The 17,662-nt window shown below is 61.9% G+C and carries 17 protein-coding genes; 12 read left to right on the top strand and 5 right to left on the bottom strand.

Going from position 1 to position 17,662, the window contains the following annotated elements:
• Positions 1–43 precede the first annotated feature (43 nt).
• The 5 genes from KQ659_RS00830 (at position 44) to KQ659_RS00810 (ending at position 3,563) form a co-directional block, all read left to right on the top strand.
• Positions 44–1,282, top strand: a complete 1,239-nt coding sequence (locus KQ659_RS00830) for an MFS transporter (RefSeq protein WP_226915695.1) — start codon at positions 44–46, stop codon at positions 1,280–1,282.
• Positions 1,283–1,385: 103 nt separating this feature from the next.
• On the top strand, positions 1,386–1,784 hold the full coding sequence (locus KQ659_RS00825) for a hypothetical protein (protein WP_216679240.1): 399 nt from the start codon (positions 1,386–1,388) through the stop codon (positions 1,782–1,784).
• Positions 1,785–1,897: 113 nt separating this feature from the next.
• Entirely contained in the window at positions 1,898–2,344 is a 447-nt protein-coding gene (locus KQ659_RS00820; RefSeq protein ID WP_216679241.1) for a DUF6526 family protein, read from the top strand.
• A 189-nt stretch (positions 2,345–2,533) separates the two neighbouring features.
• Complete coding sequence (locus KQ659_RS00815) at positions 2,534–2,836, top strand: DUF4286 family protein (protein WP_216679242.1); 303 nt, start codon at positions 2,534–2,536, stop codon at positions 2,834–2,836.
• Positions 2,837–2,972: 136 nt separating this feature from the next.
• The gene (locus KQ659_RS00810) at positions 2,973–3,563 is read left to right on the top strand and encodes an arylesterase (RefSeq protein WP_216679243.1); all 591 of its coding nucleotides are present in this window, start codon (positions 2,973–2,975) and stop codon (positions 3,561–3,563) included.
• A 144-nt stretch (positions 3,564–3,707) separates the two neighbouring features.
• On the opposite strand, the gene KQ659_RS00805 is transcribed toward KQ659_RS00810, so the two are convergent.
• Positions 3,708–4,634: a DUF72 domain-containing protein gene (locus KQ659_RS00805; protein WP_216679244.1), complete on the bottom strand. Its 927-nt coding sequence runs from the start codon at positions 4,632–4,634 to the stop codon at positions 3,708–3,710.
• Positions 4,635–4,980: 346 nt separating this feature from the next.
• On the opposite strand from KQ659_RS00805, the gene KQ659_RS00800 reads away from it, so the two are divergent.
• The 5 genes from KQ659_RS00800 to KQ659_RS00780 all read left to right on the top strand — a co-directional run bounded on the left by KQ659_RS00800 (position 4,981) and on the right by KQ659_RS00780 (position 10,611).
• Positions 4,981–5,868 (top strand): septal ring lytic transglycosylase RlpA family protein, encoded by an 888-nt coding sequence (locus tag KQ659_RS00800; protein WP_216679245.1) that lies wholly within the window; start codon positions 4,981–4,983, stop codon positions 5,866–5,868.
• Between the two features lie 235 nt (positions 5,869–6,103).
• Positions 6,104–8,539 carry a penicillin acylase family protein gene (locus tag KQ659_RS00795; protein WP_216690444.1) on the top strand — a complete coding sequence of 812 codons (2,436 nt, stop codon included), beginning with the start codon at positions 6,104–6,106 and terminating at the stop codon, positions 8,537–8,539.
• Between the two features lie 61 nt (positions 8,540–8,600).
• Positions 8,601–8,894: a hypothetical protein gene (locus KQ659_RS00790; protein ID WP_216690445.1), complete on the top strand. Its 294-nt coding sequence runs from the start codon at positions 8,601–8,603 to the stop codon at positions 8,892–8,894.
• A complete protein-coding gene (locus KQ659_RS00785; protein ID WP_216690446.1) occupies positions 8,861–9,427 on the top strand; it encodes a TonB family protein in 567 nt (188 codons plus the stop codon). Before KQ659_RS00790 ends, KQ659_RS00785 begins: the two co-directional genes overlap by 34 nt.
• 53 nt (positions 9,428–9,480) lie before the next feature.
• On the top strand, positions 9,481–10,611 hold the full coding sequence (locus KQ659_RS00780) for an energy transducer TonB (RefSeq protein WP_216690447.1): 1,131 nt from the start codon (positions 9,481–9,483) through the stop codon (positions 10,609–10,611).
• A gap of 327 nt (positions 10,612–10,938) precedes the next feature.
• On the opposite strand, the gene KQ659_RS00775 is transcribed toward KQ659_RS00780, so the two are convergent.
• From KQ659_RS00775 to KQ659_RS00760, 4 genes are all read right to left on the bottom strand, one after another.
• Complete coding sequence (locus KQ659_RS00775; RefSeq protein ID WP_216679249.1) at positions 10,939–11,178, bottom strand: hypothetical protein; 240 nt, start codon at positions 11,176–11,178, stop codon at positions 10,939–10,941.
• Between the two features lie 185 nt (positions 11,179–11,363).
• On the bottom strand, positions 11,364–12,941 hold the full coding sequence (locus tag KQ659_RS00770; protein ID WP_216690448.1) for a DUF1501 domain-containing protein: 1,578 nt from the start codon (positions 12,939–12,941) through the stop codon (positions 11,364–11,366).
• A gap of 101 nt (positions 12,942–13,042) precedes the next feature.
• Positions 13,043–14,794, bottom strand: a complete 1,752-nt coding sequence (locus KQ659_RS00765) for a DUF1800 domain-containing protein (RefSeq protein WP_216685597.1) — start codon at positions 14,792–14,794, stop codon at positions 13,043–13,045.
• 269 nt (positions 14,795–15,063) lie between these two features.
• The gene (locus KQ659_RS00760) at positions 15,064–15,780 is read right to left on the bottom strand and encodes a C40 family peptidase (protein WP_216690449.1); all 717 of its coding nucleotides are present in this window, start codon (positions 15,778–15,780) and stop codon (positions 15,064–15,066) included.
• Between the two features lie 333 nt (positions 15,781–16,113).
• Here KQ659_RS00760 and KQ659_RS00755 point away from each other — a divergent pair, with 333 nt between their 5' ends.
• Both KQ659_RS00755 and KQ659_RS00750 read left to right on the top strand, forming a co-directional pair.
• A complete protein-coding gene (locus KQ659_RS00755) occupies positions 16,114–16,461 on the top strand; it encodes a DUF4157 domain-containing protein (RefSeq protein ID WP_216679253.1) in 348 nt (115 codons plus the stop codon).
• Positions 16,462–16,610: 149 nt separating this feature from the next.
• Positions 16,611–17,423 carry a hypothetical protein gene (locus KQ659_RS00750; RefSeq protein WP_216685599.1) on the top strand — a complete coding sequence of 271 codons (813 nt, stop codon included), beginning with the start codon at positions 16,611–16,613 and terminating at the stop codon, positions 17,421–17,423.
• Positions 17,424–17,662 lie beyond the last annotated feature (239 nt).

The following is a 17,662-nucleotide window of genomic DNA, read 5'->3' as shown; positions in this document are numbered from 1 at the left end:
GCCAATGGCCTCGCGGACTAAAAGTCCGCGCTACATTTCGGCCATGCAAGCTTCCCACCCTACTAAAACCACCGTGTTCACGGCTGTCGTCGTTGTGGCGGCGCTGGGCTATTTCGTCGATATCTACGACCTGATTCTGTTCAGCATCGTGCGGGTTAAGAGCCTCAACGACCTGGGCATTATCGACAAAGCCGCCGTCACAGACCGGGGTTTGTTCCTGATAAACATGCAGATGGGCGGCATGCTGCTCGGCGGCATCCTGTGGGGCATATTGGGTGACAAGAAGGGCCGGCTTTCGGTGCTGTTCGGCTCCATCCTGCTCTATTCGCTGGCCAATATTGCCAACGGCTTCGTGCAGACCATCGACCAGTATGCCTGGTTGCGGCTCATTGCGGGCGTGGGGCTGGCCGGCGAGCTGGGCGCGGGCATCACCCTGGTCAGCGAAAGCCTGCCCAAGGAAAAGCGCGGCTACGGCACCATGATAGTGGCCACCGTGGGCGTGAGCGGGGCCATGCTGGGCTACTGGGTGGGCGAAAAGCTGGGCTGGCGCAATGCCTACTTCGTGGGCGGCGGGCTGGGCCTGGCGCTACTACTGTTGCGCGTGAGCGTATTCGAGTCGGGCATGTTCCGGCAGCTGCAGGCCCAGGCGGCGGTATCGCGGGGCGATTTCCTGAGCCTGTTTACCAACCCGGCGCGGCTGGGCAAGTACCTGCGCATTTTGCTGATTGGGGTGCCGCTGTGGTTCGTGGTGGGCATTCTGGTGACGCTGGCGCCCGAGTTTGGGCGGGCCCTGGGGCTCACGGGCGAGGTCACGGCCGGGCTGGCGGTGTTCTGGTGCTACTTCGGGCTGGTGTTTGGCGATTTTATCAGTGGGGCGCTCAGCCAGCTGTGGCATTCGCGCAACAAGGCGCTGCAGGTGTTTTTGGTATTTTGCGCCGTGCTGGTGGGCGTGTACCTATTCGGAATTGAGGGCGCTTCGCCGACTACCTTTTATGCCGTGTGCTTTGTGATGGGTATTTCGGTGGGCTTCTGGGCCTTGTTTGTGACGGTGGCGGCCGAGCAGTTTGGCACCAACCTGCGGGCCACGGTGGCCACCACCGCGCCCAACTTTGCGCGGGGCGCGGTGGTGGGCCTGGTGCCGGCTTTCAAGTACCTGAGCGGGGTGTTGGGCTTTGTGCCTGGCGCGGCGGTGCTGGGCGGCATTTCGCTGCTGGTGGCCTTCTGGGCCGTGAGCACCCTGCCCGAGAGCTACGGCAAAGACCTGGACTACGTGGAAGAATAGCCAACGGCTTCGGCTGAACTTTATCCGAAGCTACAATTCTGAGAACCTTGTTTTAGGCCCGGCGTACACAGGCCGAATCTAACGGGTTTCACCACCCCTCCCCATGAAAAAAACACTCGGCCTGTTGGCCATCATTGTGGCCTCGGCCTTCTCTGCCCACGCCCAGACTACCCTAGCTCCCATTCCCGCCACTGCTGAGCCGGCTCTCACCGCTGAGCAGCAGCAGCAGCGCGCCAACGACGCCAAAGCCACTTACGACGCCCAAAAGCAGCAGACCAACAGCAGCGACCAGGCCGTTCGCGACAGCCGCAACCAGCTGAAAGAAACCGCCAACCAGCAATCGGACCTTAAAAAGCAGCTCCACGAGCAGCGCAAGCAAGAGAAAGCACAGAAAGCACAGCTTAAAGAGCAGCGCACTGCCGCTAAGGAAGCCAAGAAGCAGGAGCGCACCGCCCGCGACACGGCCAAGGCCGAAAAGAAACGCGCCAAGGAAATGAAATAACGAAGCGGCCATTCCGTCGTATGCATAAAGACTCCGGCTTCGGCCGGAGTTTTTTATTGCCCGCTTATCAGTCCGCGCCCCTACTTTCGCCCACCTCAACCCCTCTTACCCGTATGGCCACGCCTACTAAAAACACTGCCATGTATTATCCGTGGCACCATTTTGTGCTGCTGCCGCTGGCCCTACTTATGGCCGGCTACACCATTGTGCACTATACCAAAGTAGCCGGCGACGACGACCAGACGGCCCGGCTCTGGTTCAGCGTGGCGGCGCTGGCCGTCATCGGCTTCGGAGTGCTCGTGATGCTGCGCCAGCACTATGCCCTGCAATTGCAGGACCGCATCTGCCGGCTCGAAGTGCGCCAGCGCTATTTTGAGGTGAGCGGCCAGCGCTTCGCCCCACTCGAACAGCAGCTCAGCACTGGCCAAATCCTGAGCCTGCGCCTGGCCGGCGACGCCGAGTTGCCCGCCCTGGCCCAGGCCGCCGTCACATCCAACCTTACACCCAAAGACATTCAGGCCCGTATCACCGACTTTCAGTTCGACGCCATGCGCGTCTGAAATGGTGAAATGGCGAGATGGTGGAATAGTAAGTTATTTCCCTTGATTTCCGTCTCTCAACTCACCCGAAGCTGTTTAGAAAGTCACAAAAGGCACTCAACCGGTCATGCTTCGCTGCGCTCTGCATGACCGGTTGAGTGCCTTTCTAAACAGCTTCACCATTTCATCACCTCACTATCTCATCGAATTATGATTCTCTACAACGTCACCAGCAGCCTCGAGCCCACCGCCGCCGACGAATGGCTCGACTACATGCGCACCACCCACATTCCTGAAGTAATGGACACCGGGTTTTTCATCAAGAGCCAGCTTCTGCGCCTGCTCGACGAGGAAGAAGGCGGCATCACCTACGCCGCCCAATACTACTGCCTCAGCCTGGAGCAGTTGGAAGAGTACCAAGCCATCTGCGCCCCGGCCCTGCGCGCCGACATGGAAAAACACTTCGCCGGCAAGTACGTCTCGTTCCGCACCGTGCTGGAAGTGGTGGAGTAAGTTTGTTTGCTGCCCCCCACGCGGGAACCTCACCCCCGGCCCCGGTTCGCTTGAAGCGCGAAGCCTGCGGAGAGGGGCCGGGGGTGAGGTGACACCGGGCACGAAAACGCCCCGTTTGCTGTTAAATCAGCACTATATGAAAAACATCATTTTCTTCGGCGACAGCCTCACGGCCGGCCACGGCCTGCCAGCCGCCAACAGCTTCCCCAGCCTCCTTCAGCAGCGGCTCGATAACCAACCACTTCTTTATAAAGCCTACAACTACGGCGTGAGCGGCGAAACCAGCGCCGGGGGCCGCCAGCGCCTGTCCGCCGTGCTGGCCCGCCACCCGATTGACGTGTTTATGCTGGCCCTGGGGGCCAACGACGGCATCCGGGGCATTCCGGTCCGCGAAACCACCCAAAACCTGCAGTTCATCATCGACGCCGTGCGGCGGCAGCATCCGGAGGCCCAACTGGTGCTGGCCGGCCTGGAGTTTCCCTTCGACCTCGGCCCGCTCGGCGGCCACCGCCTGGCCCACTACGCCACCGAGTTCAAAGCCCTGTTCCGCACCCTGGCCGATAAAAACACGCTGCCCTTCGTGCCCTTCCTGTTACAAGGCGTGCTGGGAAACCGCGCGCTGAACCTGGCCGACGGCGTGCACCCCAACGCGGCGGGCCAAAAAATCCTGGCTGAAAACGTGTGGCAGGTGTTGGGGCCGCTGTTGCAGCAAGCGGTTGCTCAGTAACAGGAAGTTGCTTAAAGCACGTCCATCATGCAGAGCGCAGCTCTGCATCTTGCCCGCCACCAGTAATCCTTTTAATTGGATTGCGTTGTGCGGTAAAGATGCTTCGCTGCGCTCTACATGACAGACGTACGGGTCGCTCAGCCCCTAAAACCCAAACAGATTTCCCTGCACCGGCTGCGGAATAATGTGCGGCGGCGGCACCACAATCCCGGTAAGCCCCCGGATTTTCTCCAGTAAGTACTGGGCGAAAACCGGCGCGTGGCGCACGTCTTTCTGGTGGATGAAGAAGTAGACCTCGTGCACGCCCTGCGCCACCCAGGCGGCAATGCGCTCGGCCCAGGCGTCGGCGCGCTGGTAGTCGGTGCTGTGCAGGCCGTGGCCGTTGAAGCGGATAAAGACCGTGGGCGTGGTCAGGCGCAGGGGCAGCACGTCGCGCCGGCCGGCCACGTCGGTTATCACCAGCGTTTTGCCCAGGGCTTCGAGGGTGGCGAATACGGCATCGGCCAAAACCGGGTCGGCAAACCAGCGCGGGTGGCGCAGCTCCACAGCCAGCGGCACGGTAGTGGGGAAGTCGACGAGGAAGCGCTCCAGGCGCGGCAAATGCTCGGGGCCGAAGTGCGGCGGCAGCTGCAAAAAGGCCCAGCCCAGGTTCTCGCCCAGCCCTTCGAAGGCCCGCGCCGTGGTCACCACCAGGTCGTCGGCCTGAAACAACTCCCGCTCGTGGCTGATGCTGCGCGGCAGCTTGGGGCAGAACTTAAAGCCCGAAGCCGGCCCCACGGCCTCGCGCCAGCGCCGCACGGTAGTGGCATCCGGGATGCGGTAGTGCGTGGTATTCAGCTCGATGCTATTGAACTGCTGCGCATAGTAGCGCAGGTAGTCGGGCTCCCTGATGCCGGCGGGGAAATACGTACCCAGCCACTCCTTGTTCGTCCAGATGGGGCAGCCGACATAGATGCGGGCCGGCGTGGGCTGCGTGGGCCGGGCGCGGGCCAGCACGCGGGCCGTTTCGGGGTGGTCGGGCGGCAGGCTAAAATCAACATAGCGAAGGTCAGGCAGGCGGCCAAAATCCATGGGGCAAAGGTAGGGTTGGGGCCCGGCGGTGGGCTACTACTCTTACGAAAAAAAACGGACTCGCGCAACCCGGTTCCGAAGGTAGTCGTGGGGGCGATGCCCAAATTTTACACCCGTCGCATAATCTAATTTTCGCACCTACGCAATGCCAAAGGCCTCATTCGGCAAAATATACTTTGAGACAACCTCACGGCTACTTTTAACCCCAACATGAAGATTAATTAAATGCAAAATTTCTGGATAAAGGACAATTTTTAGCCTAATTCGGTTAGTAGAGGTCAGCGTATTTTTAGCATTGCTCAAATGGATAGGTCTATGTTTGTCATGCTCACCACCTGCGAATCGCATGATTTTATTTCGTCGCCTACAAGTACTCGCCCTTTCCAGTTGCTTCTTTTTTCTGCTGACTTTGCTGGGCGCTTCGGCGCATACCGCCCCCGGTACCACCAAAGTAGCTCCCGCCTCTCGCACCGCCACCACGGTGCTGCGCGGCCGGGCCTCCTGGTATGGCAGTTACTTCCAAGGCCGACGCACCACCAGCGGCGAGCGCTACAACCGCTTCAAATATACCTGCGCGCACAAAACCCTGCCCTTCGGCACCCGCCTGCGGGTTACGAATGTGAAGAATGGCAAATCCGTTGTGGTGCGTGTTTCCGACCGCGGCCCCTACCGCCACCAGCGCATCATCGATTTATCCGAGGCTGCCGCTAAGCCCCTGGGCGTGGTTGAATGCGGTGCCGCCACCGTGGTAGCCGAAGTAGTAGCCCCCGAAACGCCCCTCGGCCCCGCTTCCACCCCCGAAAACCTGGCCGCCCTCTTCGCCGCCGACCCCAACCCCGACGCCGCCTTCACCACCTACTCCGTAACCCCGGAAGCCCTCATCAGCCCCGCCGACTCGGTGGCCCGGGTTGGCGCTACGGCAAAGCTCATCGCGGCTTCCACCACCAGCAAGGCCGAGGTCATCACGGCCACCGAATCGGTGAACTGCCCGGCGGGCTTCCTCATTCAGGCCGGCTCTTTTATTGATGCCGCCAATGCCCAGACGGTGCAGGCCCGCATCAAGGCGCTGCTGCCCGAGCTTAAAGTGACCATCTCCCAAGATTTGCTCGATGGCCGCCAGCGCAGCCGCGTGCTCGTGGGCCAGTTTGGCGAGCGCCCCGAGGCCGAAGCCATTCGCCAGCAATTGCTGGTGTGGGGCATCGGTGGGCTGGTGCGCGAAGTCGCACTCCGATAACGATATAAGTAGCCGCATAGCGGCGACAGATTTGTAGCAAACCAATCACAACCGATAAAAGCCGCGTAGCGGCGACAGAAAACCCGCGTGGATTCTGTCGCCGCTACGCGGCTTTTGTCATTATGAATGACCCGCTGGCTACAAACCTGCCGCCGCTACGCGGCTGGTTTTAAGGACAGAACGGCAACATTGTCGTTAATTGGGCTCTGCTTTTACCCTGACACCCAAAACCCGAATGCTCAAAGCGCTACTGACCCTCGCCGCGTGCCTCACCCTCATCTGGGTGCTGAATACCAAACAGGGCAACCTGCCGCCCTTCGGCAAGCTGCTGAGCCCATACCGGGGCTTTTGGCAGAATGGCGAGCGGCCCGAAGACTTTCCGGCCCGGCAGCAGCTGGCTATCGCGGGCCTGCAACAGCCCGTGACGGTGCGCTACGACGACCGCCGCGTGCCCCACATCTTCGCCCAAAACGACCACGACCTGTACCTGGCCCAGGGCTACCTCACGGCCCGCGACCGGCTCTGGCAGATGGATTTTGTGGCGCACGTAGCAGCCGGGCGGCTGGCCGAAATTCTGGGGCCGGAGCGGCTGGAAACGGACCGGTTTTTCCGGCGCATGGGCCTGGGCTTCGGAGCGCAGAAATCGGTGGCCGCCGTGCTGGCCGACCCCGTGACCAGCGTAGTGGCGCGGGCCTATTCCGACGGCATCAACGCCTATATCAACACCCTCACGCCCGCCACTTACCCGTTTGAGTACAAGCTGCTCGACTACGCGCCCGAGCCCTGGGAGCCGCTGAAAAGCGCCCTCATCCTCAAATACATGGCCTTCGACCTCACCGGCCGCTCCGACGACCTGCGCATGAGCAATGCCCTGCGCAAGTACGGCCCGGCGGTGATGCGCGACCTGTTTCCGGACTACCCCACCCGCGAGTCGCCGGTGATTCCGGCGGGTACGACGCTCGACTTTAAGCCCCAGGCCACGCCGCCCGTGCCGCCGGCTTTCGTGGCGGCCGAAGCGCCCTATGCGCCCAATCAGGAGCCTTCGCGCGACCTGGGCTCCAACAACTTTGCGGTGAGCGGGGCACGCTCGGCCACTGGCTTTCCGATGCTGGCCAACGACCCGCACCTGCAGCTCAACCTGCCCAGCATCTGGTACCAGGTGCAGCTGACGGCACCGGGCGTGAACGTGTACGGCGTGTCGATTCCGGGCGCGCCGATGGCCATCATCGGCTTTAATGAGCAGGCGGCCTGGGGCGTAACCAACACCTACGCCGACGTGCTGGACTGGTACCAGGTGCAGTTTCGGGACGCTCACAAGCGCGAGTACTGGCACGGTGGCCGATGGAAGCCCGTGCGCCGCGTGGTGGAGCGCATTAGGGTGCGCGGCCAGCCCGACCGCCTCGATACCGTATTATATACCCACCACGGCCCGGTGGTGTATGACCGCCCCCAGAAGCCCTTCCTAACCTACGTGCCCATCGGCTACGCGGCGCGCTGGACGGCCCACGACGCGGCCAACGAGTTCCGGACGTTTTACCAGCTCAACCGCGCCCACACCTACGCCGACTACACGGCCGCGCTGGCCAGCTACGGCGCGCCGGCCCAGAACTTCGTGTTTGCCGATGCCGGCCAGGACATTGCCATCTGGCCCAACGGCCACCTGCCGCTAAAGTGGCACGAGCAGGGCAAGTACCTGCTCGACGGCCGCGACCCGGCCCAGGACTGGCAGGGCTGGATTCCGGCCGCCCAGAACCCGCACGCCAAGAACCCGGCCCGGGGCTTCGTGTCGTCGGCCAACCAGTCGTCGGTGCGGCCCCAGGACTATCCTTATTATATGAACTGGGATTACGGCTCGTCGGAGCGCGGCCGGCGCATTAACCAACGCCTCGGCCAGATGCCCATAGTCACGGCCGACAGCCTGCGCCTACTCCAGAACGACGTGCTCGGCCTGAATGCCCAGCTGATGCTGCCGCGCATGCTGGCGCTGGCCGGCGCACAAGCTGCCACCACGCCCGAAGGCCAGGCCCTGGCCGCCCTGCGCCGCTGGGACTACCAATACACGGCCGATGCCGTGGGCCCCAGCCTGTTTGAGCTGTGGTACGAAAACCTGGTGAAGCGCCTTTGGGACGATGATTTTCCTTCCGACCCCAAAGGCCCGGCCTACCGCCGCCCCGCCCGCGACCGCACCAACAACCTGATTCTGACCGAAGACAGCAGCCGCTGGATTGATGACCGCCGCACCCGCACCCGCGAAACCCTGCCCCTGCTGGCCCGCCAAAGCCTGCGCTGGGCCGTGGACAGCCTCACCCGCAAATACGGCGCGCAAGGCCCCAAATGGCGCTGGGCCAGCCAGAAAAGCACCGACATCCTGCACCTGCTCAGTCTCCCCGGCTTCGGGCAGATGGATGTGGACTGCGGCGGCGGCTCCGGCATCGTGAACGCCACCACCGAGCGCCAGGGCCCCAGCTGGCGCATGGTGGTGGCCCTGGGCCCCCAGGTACGCGCCTACGGCGTGTACCCCGGCGGCCAGAGCGGCAACCCCGGCTCACCCTTCTACAATAACCTGCTGGAAACCTGGCGCGTGGGCCAGCTCGACGAACTGGTGTTCCTGCGCAACGCGGAGGAGCCGAATGCGCGGGTGGCTACGAGCTGGACGCTGCAGGGAAAGTAATTTGCGCGAAGCTGACCAATCGTCGCCAATTCTTAAGTTTTAACTCTTCAATCTAACGCTGGTGAAACCTACTCTGCTTTCCACCAAAACCCTTGTGTTTCCCGCTTTCTGTTTACTGCTGGGGCTGGCGGCACCCCGGTTTGCCGTAGCTCAGGTCACCCCGACTGCGCCAGCCAGCCCTGAAGTTGAACGGGTTGTGGGAAAAAAATATACATATGTGGAGCAAATGCCGCAATTGCCCGGCGGCGGTGGCAACAAGGCCATTGTGGAAGCGCTTCAGCGGCTGGTACATTACCCCCGGCAGCGGCCCTACGGCAACAGTTGCAGGGCCGGGTATTCGTCAGCTTTCTGGTAACGGAAAGCGGTGAGGTGCGGAACGGCAAGATTGTCAAGGGCATCGGAGGGGGGTGCGATGAGGAAGTGTTGGCCGCCGTACGGCTTCTACCTCGCTTTATCCCCGGCACCCAGCAGGGCAGGCCGGTATCAGTTTCCTTCACGGTACCCGTCACGTTCAATATTCAGGACACCAAATCCGTAGCTGCCGACACGCTGACTCGCATTTACCAACTGGTCGACCAGATGCCGCGCCTCCCGTCCGGGGAGGGTAGCCGCCCCATTGCCCAAGCCATTCAACGGGCGTTGGTGATGCCCGCTGAGGTAGCCAATGATTCTTTGCTCCGCAAGGTATTCGTGGGATTCATCGTCGGCCCCAGCGGGGTGATTCGTGACGTTAAAGTAATCCGGGGGCTGAGCGCCAACTGCAATGCCGCCGCGTTGGCCGCCGTGAAGCAGCTGCCACGCTTCGTAGGAGGCAAGCTAAACGGGCTGCCCGCCTCCGTGAGCATGACCGTGCCCGTGCTGTTTGGCCGGCTGCCGCAAAAACCCTGAATGGGACCTCTACTGGGGTGGCCGCAGATTACGCCCGGCTATAAATTTGCCGCATGAATACCGACCAACTAAAGCGACTGCGCCCCCTGTACCGCCGCCCCTGGCTGTTGGGTGGATTGTTCTTTCTACTCCTTACTATTCTTCCTAGGCTCGCCGCTACCCAGTCCTACGGCCAGTACGCCACCGATACCACGCAGATATTCAACTACGTGGACCAGGTACCCACCCTGCCCGACGGCGGCGGCAACCTGGCCTTGGTAAAGGCCGTGCAGAAGCAGCTTCAGCTGCCGCTGGAAGTGCGCGAAGGCCGCACTGAAGGGCGAGTATTCGTGCGCGTGGTGGTGGGGGTGAGTGGCGTGGGGCGAAAGGCAGCCGTGGTGCAGTCGCTCAGCCCTGCCTGCGATGCCGCCGCGCTGGCCGCCGTGAAGCGCATGCCGCGCCTGCTGCCGGGCCGCTACCAGGGCCAGCCGGTGGCGGTGCTGCTCACGGTGCCGGTGATGTTCCTGTCGCCACGCCACGTATTTACCAGCACGGAAGTCACCCGGCCGGCCCGGTTCCCCGGCGGCGATGTGGCCCTGGAACAATACCTGCAAAAGAACAAAGCTACCCCCGCCGAAGTAAAGCAGCGCGACCTCCAGGGCCGCGTCGCGGTGCGCTTCGTGCTGAAGGCCGATGGCCGCATCGGGGCCAGCGAAGTCATTAACCCCCTCTGCCCCAGCTGCGACGACGAAGCCCTGCGCCTCGTGCGCGGCTTCCCGCGCTGGCAGCCCGCCCTGGGCTACGACGACCAGCCCGTGGCCATGTACCAGGTGGTGAACATCTCGTTCAGCCCGCCCGCGCCGCCCACCGGCCAGGCCGCGCCGGTACCCGAAAACCAGGTGTACAGCCAAGTCGAGCAGATGCCCGTGCTGCCCGGCCGCAACGGCCCCGATGGCCTGCAAGCCGCCCTGCAGGAGCTAATTGAATACCCCGAGCGCGCCAGCAGCGGCGAGGGCCAGGTCAGCTTCGTGGTGGAGCCCGATGGCCGTGTCACGCGCCCGGTCATGCTCAAGCCCATCAATAGCGCCCTGGACGAGGCGGTGTTAGCGGCTGCCCTGCGCCTCCCCCGCTTCGAGCCCGGTCGCCATAACGGCCAGCCGGTCGCCGTGCGCCTGGCCGTACCGGTCCTGATTGACATTCGCTGAGGCGACGCAGCTTACGATATCCCTTAGGCCACCGAAATTGCGGAGGATCAAACCTTCGCCCCGGAGGAGCGGCATATCGGTAGCACAACCCGCTGATTACTGTTTTTAAAGCCCCATCGGGGCGACACCCATCTAATAAATGTCGCCCCGATGGGGCTTTGACGTTCATTTTCACCATTATTACGACCGATATGCCGCCCCTCCGGGGCGAAGGTTTGGTCCTCCGCAACTTCGGCAAGACACAAAAAAGGCGACCTTCCGCAGAAGGCCGCCTTTGGTATATCAGACTGGCAATCCGCTGTTCCACAGCAGAAAGCCAGCTATCAGCTAGTCGTTGCTGGCGCGGTTGATGAGCACCACCGTCACGGCGGCGATGGCGGCAATGCCGAGCACCATCTGCGTGGGCGTGAAGCGCTGAGCAGCTTTGCGCAGAAGCACGCCACCGTTTTTCAGCAGGTCGTCAACGTGCTCGGTTTTGCCTTGAAATACGTGGTAGGCGCTCTCGAAAGTGCGGGCAAGGTCTTCGGGCAGGATGTCTTCGAGTTGTTTTTCGATTTGCGCTTCCATAAAGCTGGTATTGAATAGGGAGAGGTGAAACAGGGCCGTTGCCGCCCCTGACTCGCTGTACGGAAAAGAGCCGGGCCGGGCTGCCTTTTTTCTGGTCGAGAACCAAAACAATCCACAATATCAAAATGCAAATCATTCATTATCAGCAGCATTTACCAAAACACATTACCTGACAATTCCTCGCTTTACTCTATCACCACAATGCGCGAGCCCGTGCGCCGGTCCTCCCGCACCTGGCAGTAGTAAGCGCCTGGCGCCAGGCCGCTCAGGTCCACGGGCAGCAGCTGGGGGCCGCGGGGCAGCACCTGGTCCACGGTGCGGCGCACCTCGCGGCCCAGGGTATCGAGCATCACGATTTGGACGTGGCCACCGGCGCTTTCGTAGGCTACGGTGGTGCGGCCGTCGCGCGTCACTGGATTGGGGTACACCGTGAACTCGGCCACCTCGGCCGCCGCCGTTGTGGCCGTGGCAGCCCCGGGCCGCAATACCGGCACGTAGGTGAAGGGCTGCCCGAAGAGCTGCGTGAGCGTGGCCGGCGTCACCTGGAACCAGTCTTTCAGAATGCTGGTATAGATGCTGCGGAAGTCGAACTGCATGGGAATGTTGTCGTTCACGCCGGCGCTGGTGGGCAGCGTGGGGTTGGCCCCATGCACAATGGGGTTCACCTTAGTGCCAAAAACCAGCAGCGGGGCCGCCGCGCCGTGGTCGGTACCGAAGCCGGAATTGGACCGAATGCGCCGCCCGAATTCCGAGAACGTCATGCCCACCACCCGGTCCTGGATGGCCAGCCGCCGCAGGTCGTCCTGGAAGGCGTTCACGGCCTCCGCAATCTTGCCCAGCAGCGTGGCGTGGGTGCCCACGGTGGTGCTGCCCGTGCTGGGCACTTGCAGCGTGTGCGTATCGAAGCCGCCGAGCTGGCACACGTAGATGCGGGTGCTCAGGCCGCCGGCCACCAACTGGGCCACTATTTTGAGCTGGTCGGCCAGCGAGTTCTGACCGGCCGTGGGGTACAGGGGCGAGAGGTTCTGGGCCCGCCCGGCCGCCGCCTGAATGGCCGTGGTGTACACCTGCGTCTGGCTCACCACCTGCCGAATAAAAGTGAGCTCATGCCCGGCCGGCGTGTTCGGCGCGGCATCAACGCCACCGCTAAGCAGCTGGTAGAAAGACGACGTGCTGGCGATGGCCATGCCCATGTTCACGGTGGGACCCTGCACGCAGTTGCTCACCACCGAGCCAATGCTGATGGCCAGCGGGTCGGGGTTCTGGGTGCTGGGGTAGCCGGTGGGGAAGCCCGCAAACTCGCCGTCGAGGTAGCGGCCGGCCCAGCCCGTGGTCCAGGTCACATTAGACTCGGAGCCCGAGGTCCAGATATCGGTGGCCCGGAAGTGCGAGAAGTTGGGCGTGGGGTAGCCCACGCTCTGCACCACGCCCAGCTTGCCGTTCTGGTACAGGTTCTGGAGCGAGGCCATGGCCGGATGAATGCCGGTGGCCGTGGTGAGCGGCAACACGGCCGTCTGGGGCAGAGCGATGTTGCTGCGCGCCGCCAGCAGGGCCGGGTACTGGTCTAGGGGGATAATCATGTTCAGCCCATCATTACCGCCTTGCAGCTGAATGATGACCAGCACCTTATCCGAAACCGTGGTAGCATTGGTGAGGGCCGCCAGCTGGGCCGAATGCCCGTAGGCCCCAATGGGCAGCCCGCTCAGAAAAGCAGTACCAACCGAGGCCGCAGCCGTAGTCTGTAGAAATTCGCGACGTTTCATGATTAAGCTGCTGGCTAATAGCTGTTAGCTGTTAGCCAGCAGCTTCAATTGACGAATGAGATATTGCGGAAGCTAACAGCCAATAGCTGTCAGCTAACAGCTTAAGAAAGATGGTATTCGGCCAGGCCCATTAGGGCGCGCAGCATGGCTTGCAGTTTGGTGGTCACAGCGGCTTTTTTAGCCGTGTTGGTGGGCGCGGCCAGGTACTGCTGCCACTCCACGGTCCACTCAAAATCGGGCAGGCCAGGCAGCAGCGCGGTTTTCAGGAAGGCAGTCTGGTTGGTAGTGAGGGCGATGGGCAGCATCAGCTTCACATACTCGTCAATCAGCAGGTTGCAGTCTGAGGCCGTGGCGGCCGGGAACGATTGCGTGAGCGCCAGCACGTCAATCGCAATTTTGACCCCGCTGCGCGTATAGCCCGAGCCAATGAACAGGTCCGTAACCTGGTTGCGGCGCGGCAGCGTCACGGCGTTTATCCAGAGTTCGTGGTACTGCGGCGTCTGGTAGTAGGCGGCCCAGCCGGCTACGTTGGGCGGGTCGCCCAGCGTTTGCTGCTGCACAAAGGTCAGACCGTTGAGGTAGTTCCACATGCCGTACTGCACGGCCACGTTGGTAGCGGGCGGAAACGCCACCTGCATCTGCCGGCACAGCCCCACCGTGAAATCGAGCGGGCTTTTGATGAGGCAGCCCATATTCAGGGCATCGAAGAAATGCTCGGAGCTGAACAGCGCCCGCAGCACCGGCACGACATCGAAGCCATTGTTAATGAGGATGGTAGCCAGCGGCCGAATAACATCCGTTTCCACCTGCGTATCAATCAGATAGTACACAAACCAGCGGTACAGCTTGCGCACGATAAACCGCGCCGTTTCCACCTGCTGAAAAATCAGGTTGATAAGCGCCTGGTATTCGGTGTTGCCGCTGGCCACAATGCTGGCATTGCCAAAGGCCGAGGAAAACACCTTGGTCGTGGTATCGTGGCGGCTGGCCGTGTAGTAGCTGCCCACGGGCACGGTAGCCAGGTCGCGCCAGCCGGTGAGGACTTTGGCGGCGGCCTGCACGTCGGCCTCGGTGTAGTTGGTGTAGTTGCCCGGCCCGATGAGCGGCCCCTTGCCTACCGTGAACAGCTCCAGCAGCTCGCGGCCGTAGTTCTCGTTGGGCGCACCCACTACGCTCTGGTTGCCATTGAGGTAGCGCAGCATGGCGGGCGTCACGGTCACGTCCTTGGCCAGCTGCTTCACGTTGCCGAGGGCGTGCTCGCGCAGCAGGCGCACGTATTCGTAGCCCATACGGGCATCGTTAATGTTGCTGATTTCCACCACAAAATGGTTGTGCCAGAACAGCGTCATCTTCTCCGCCAGCGTGGTGCCCTGGCCCAGCACCTGCCCCAGCCACCAGTCGCGCAGCGAAGTGCGGCGCACGCCCTCAAAGTTCTGGTCGAACACCTGCGCCGTCCAGGTCTGCCCAATGGGCACGCTGGTATCGGTGGCCGACACGTTCACGGGCGGGTCGGGGGCGGTGGCGGGGGCCGTGAGCAGGCCATTGAGCACCGCCGTGAGGCTGGAGCCGGCCGCCGCCAGAATCTCCGGCCGGGTGGGGCCAAACAGGCAGCGGCGCAGCAGGTGCGCGGCCTGCTCGTAGCCCCAGGGGCCGGCGTAGGGCGTGAGCGTGCTGGTGGTGCGGGCCAGGCCGGTGGGCAACTCCTTATTAGCGTAGCGGCTCACGGTTTCAGGCGGGTCCTGCTGGGCCAGGTCGGCCGCAGGGCCGGCCAGCGGCGCGGGCCGCCCGGCCACAGCCGCCACCGGGGTATTAATTACGGCCGCGTTTCGTTGGAGGAAATGTCGACGGTTCATAAATAAGCGCGAAAAATGAGGCCAGAAACGTTGCTACAAGGCACCGTTCAGCCGCCGAATACGACGGCATTAACCGGCTGTTTAGCAAAGACTACAGTCTTCGCCTCGGGTTTAATGCAAGTATGGGTTTCTTTTAATGGGCATCGCATGAAGCGGTGGCCGTTTCAGCCGCCTCCTGGCCCGGGTTGCCAGCTCCGGGCGGCCACAAAAAAAGCGCCCAACCACAAGGGTCAGGCGCTCTGTCTGGCGCTTTGGCAGGCGCGAATTTCCTATTCGGTGGCGGAAGCCAGGGCCGTGGCGGCTTCTTCCAGCGCGGCAGCATCGGCGGCTACGACGGCGGGCACGCGGCCGGCGGCGTAGAAATTACGGTGGTAATAGGGCTGGTTCAGCGAGCTCACCATTACGCCGCCATTGCAGGCCGAGTGGGCAAATTTGCCGTCTTTCAGGTAAATACCAACGTGATAAATCGGACCCTTGCCCCGGCGGAAAAACACCAGGTCGCCGGTTTCCATCTCGCTCTTGGCCACACGCTTGGTGTTGCTAAACATAGCGCGCGACGAGTGAATGAGGTTGATGCCATATACTTCGTGGAATACGCGGGTTACAAAACCCGAGCAGTCGGTGCCCTTGCGCGAATTGCTGCCGTAGCTGTAAGGCGTGCCAATCCAGTCGGTTACCATGCGCAGCAAGTCCTTGTTTTCGTCGAAGGCCAGGTGCAGGCCCAGGGTTTGGGCGTAGTAGTGGTAGGTGAGCGAGTCGCGGGAGGCGGCCAGCTCGGCGGCAGTGGGCCTGGTGGCCGGTGGGTTGCCAAAGTCGCGGGGCTCGGTGGCGGGCTTTCCTATCGTCAGGGCCGGAAGCAGCGAAGCTTCGGCCACGACCGGTGCCAAGGAGGCACGGGCCATAACCGAAGCTTCGGGGGCGCGTTCAAAGAAGAAGGAGAGGGCCAGCGAGGTAGCGGCGAGGCAATACAGGAGGCTGTGTTTCATTGTCCGTCGTTAGGATTGGGGGCAAAAAACCGGATTCCAAGGTGAGGGCGGAAGAGCCGGAGTAGTAGCTTTCTTAGGCGATAGGCAAGGCTGACTGCAGCCAAGTGAAGATGTGATGAAAAACAGTTGTACCCGATAATTTCTATTGTTCGTAGAACAGGTCACAGGGTAAAGCTAGGTTAAACTTTTCGTAAGTCCGGCACTTTTTCTTTAAAAAGGGCAAAAATACTTTACAAAAGATAATTTTATCAACAAATATTAACCTTATAGCTTGCAACCAAGCTCCTCTTTACTTCGTATCTGCGCGGTCAAAATATTCATATATCCTACTTCATGCAAAAACTCCGGACCTGGACCAATTCTCCCCTCGCTTTCATTGCTCGTCGCGTGCTAAAAGCCCGGCGCGTGGCCATGGTGGTGGGCCAAACCGTGCACCTGAGCGGAGCCTCCCGCGAGGAATTCTTAGCCGATGCCGAGTGGGTGGCCCACGAGGCCGTGCACCTGCGCCAGTACCAAGAGCACGGCCTGCTTCCCTTCCTCTGGAAATACCTCATCGAGTCGGCCCGCGTGGGCTACTACCACAACAAGTTTGAAGTGGAAGCCCGCGAGGAAGCCCGCCGCGTGGTGCTGGCCGACCCCGCCCACGTACTACGCCCCCTGCCGCGCCACGCGCAGCCCTGATTTGGGGGGGGGTTAAGAACCGCGAAAGCCAAAATAAAGTCGGCGAATTGCAACTAACCGGTAGCTGATTACGAATAAATCTAACGCCTGGGGTACTGCGGTGTCCGGCTTTGCTTTTTTCTCTCCACCCCCCTTTCCGTCTCAGTATCATGGATAACCAGAAAGACCAGCTCGGAACTTCGAACCCGACCAACGCCGAGCGCAACGCCGAGCGCAACGCCCAATCTTCGGCCACCACGCCGGATACTGCCAGCGGCGCTTCGGCCGCTTCGCGCAAATCGACCCCCACGCCCAGCGCCCAAAGCTCCTCTCCTACTCCCGACGCGCAGAACCAAACCACAGCCAACGCCGGCGATAACCGCCAGGGCGAAGGCCAGCAAACCAACGACCAGGCCGGCTCCCTGGTTGATACGGCCCTGAACAGCGGCAAAAAGTGGATTGAGGATTCCGGCGTGCTCAACAGCGTGAACCAGTTGCCGCAGTCGCTCAAGGACTTCGGCACCCGCGCCCTCGATAAAGTCAACGGCCTCAGCACGACCCAGAAAGTAGTGGGCGGCGCTATTCTGGCCGGTGGCGTTGCCTGGCTGGCTACCCGCAAGAGCAAGTCCGGCAGCAGCGAAAGCAGCTCCTATAACTATGGCCGCCAGCGCGATGCCGGCTACGGCCGCCGCAGCTACGGCTACCAGGCCCCCGACGCGAGTACCAGCCGCCCGGCCGCCGGCACCACTGGCCGCTCCGATAGCGGCTCGGTCTATGCCAACGGTGGCAGCCGCTTCGGTAGCAGCAGCACTGGCTCCAGCACCGATGCCAGCGCCCCCAAGTCGTCCGGCAACACCGGCATCCACTCGGGTAGCGGCCGCAGCGAGAGCAGCCCCAGCGCCTCGGCCCACACCGACCACGGCGCGCAGGCTTCTGAACACCGCTCCCACTCGAAAGACGACGGTTTCCGTAGCATCGAATAGCCCTGTGATTTTCTAAACAAAAAGCCCCGCTTCTCATCGAATCTTGTCCTTACCCAAATCTTTTTCTAACTTCCCCGAGGTAACGCAGAGGACCTTTTTTGCTGGCTGACCCCGCTTGAAAAGCGGCAAACCAACTAGGCAACCGCGCAAAAACGCCCTTCTAGCCACATGGCCGGAAGGGCGTTTGAGTTTTGGGTAAGGACAAGCCTTCTCATCGAAGCGGGGCTTTTTGCTTTCTT

Source organism: Hymenobacter siberiensis (assembly GCF_018967865.2).
Taxonomy (GTDB): Bacteria; Bacteroidota; Bacteroidia; order Cytophagales; family Hymenobacteraceae; genus Hymenobacter; species Hymenobacter siberiensis.
The sequence above is the reverse complement of the archived record's forward strand: the minus strand, read 5'-3'. Positions and strand labels throughout refer to the sequence as shown.

Excerpts from the sequence above, each read along its gene's own strand:
- KQ659_RS00775 (WP_216679249.1), bottom strand. The coding sequence starts at position 11,178 with ATGGAAGCGCAAATCGAAAAACAACTCGAAGACATCCTGCCCGAAGAC.
- KQ659_RS00795 (WP_216690444.1), top strand. The coding sequence starts at position 6,104 with ATGCTCAAAGCGCTACTGACCCTCGCCGCGTGCCTCACCCTCATCTGG.
- KQ659_RS00770 (WP_216690448.1), bottom strand. The coding sequence starts at position 12,941 with ATGAAACGTCGCGAATTTCTACAGACTACGGCTGCGGCCTCGGTTGGT.
- KQ659_RS00820 (WP_216679241.1), top strand. The coding sequence starts at position 1,898 with ATGGCCACGCCTACTAAAAACACTGCCATGTATTATCCGTGGCACCAT.
- KQ659_RS00805 (WP_216679244.1), bottom strand. The coding sequence starts at position 4,634 with ATGGATTTTGGCCGCCTGCCTGACCTTCGCTATGTTGATTTTAGCCTG.
- KQ659_RS00800 (WP_216679245.1), top strand. The coding sequence starts at position 4,981 with ATGATTTTATTTCGTCGCCTACAAGTACTCGCCCTTTCCAGTTGCTTC.
- KQ659_RS00780 (WP_216690447.1), top strand. The coding sequence starts at position 9,481 with ATGAATACCGACCAACTAAAGCGACTGCGCCCCCTGTACCGCCGCCCC.
- KQ659_RS00760 (WP_216690449.1), bottom strand. The coding sequence starts at position 15,780 with ATGAAACACAGCCTCCTGTATTGCCTCGCCGCTACCTCGCTGGCCCTC.
- KQ659_RS00750 (WP_216685599.1), top strand. The coding sequence starts at position 16,611 with ATGGATAACCAGAAAGACCAGCTCGGAACTTCGAACCCGACCAACGCC.
- KQ659_RS00815 (WP_216679242.1), top strand. The coding sequence starts at position 2,534 with ATGATTCTCTACAACGTCACCAGCAGCCTCGAGCCCACCGCCGCCGAC.
- KQ659_RS00755 (WP_216679253.1), top strand. The coding sequence starts at position 16,114 with ATGCAAAAACTCCGGACCTGGACCAATTCTCCCCTCGCTTTCATTGCT.
- KQ659_RS00830 (WP_226915695.1), top strand. The coding sequence starts at position 44 with ATGCAAGCTTCCCACCCTACTAAAACCACCGTGTTCACGGCTGTCGTC.
- KQ659_RS00825 (WP_216679240.1), top strand. The coding sequence starts at position 1,386 with ATGAAAAAAACACTCGGCCTGTTGGCCATCATTGTGGCCTCGGCCTTC.
- KQ659_RS00765 (WP_216685597.1), bottom strand. The coding sequence starts at position 14,794 with ATGAACCGTCGACATTTCCTCCAACGAAACGCGGCCGTAATTAATACC.
- KQ659_RS00810 (WP_216679243.1), top strand. The coding sequence starts at position 2,973 with ATGAAAAACATCATTTTCTTCGGCGACAGCCTCACGGCCGGCCACGGC.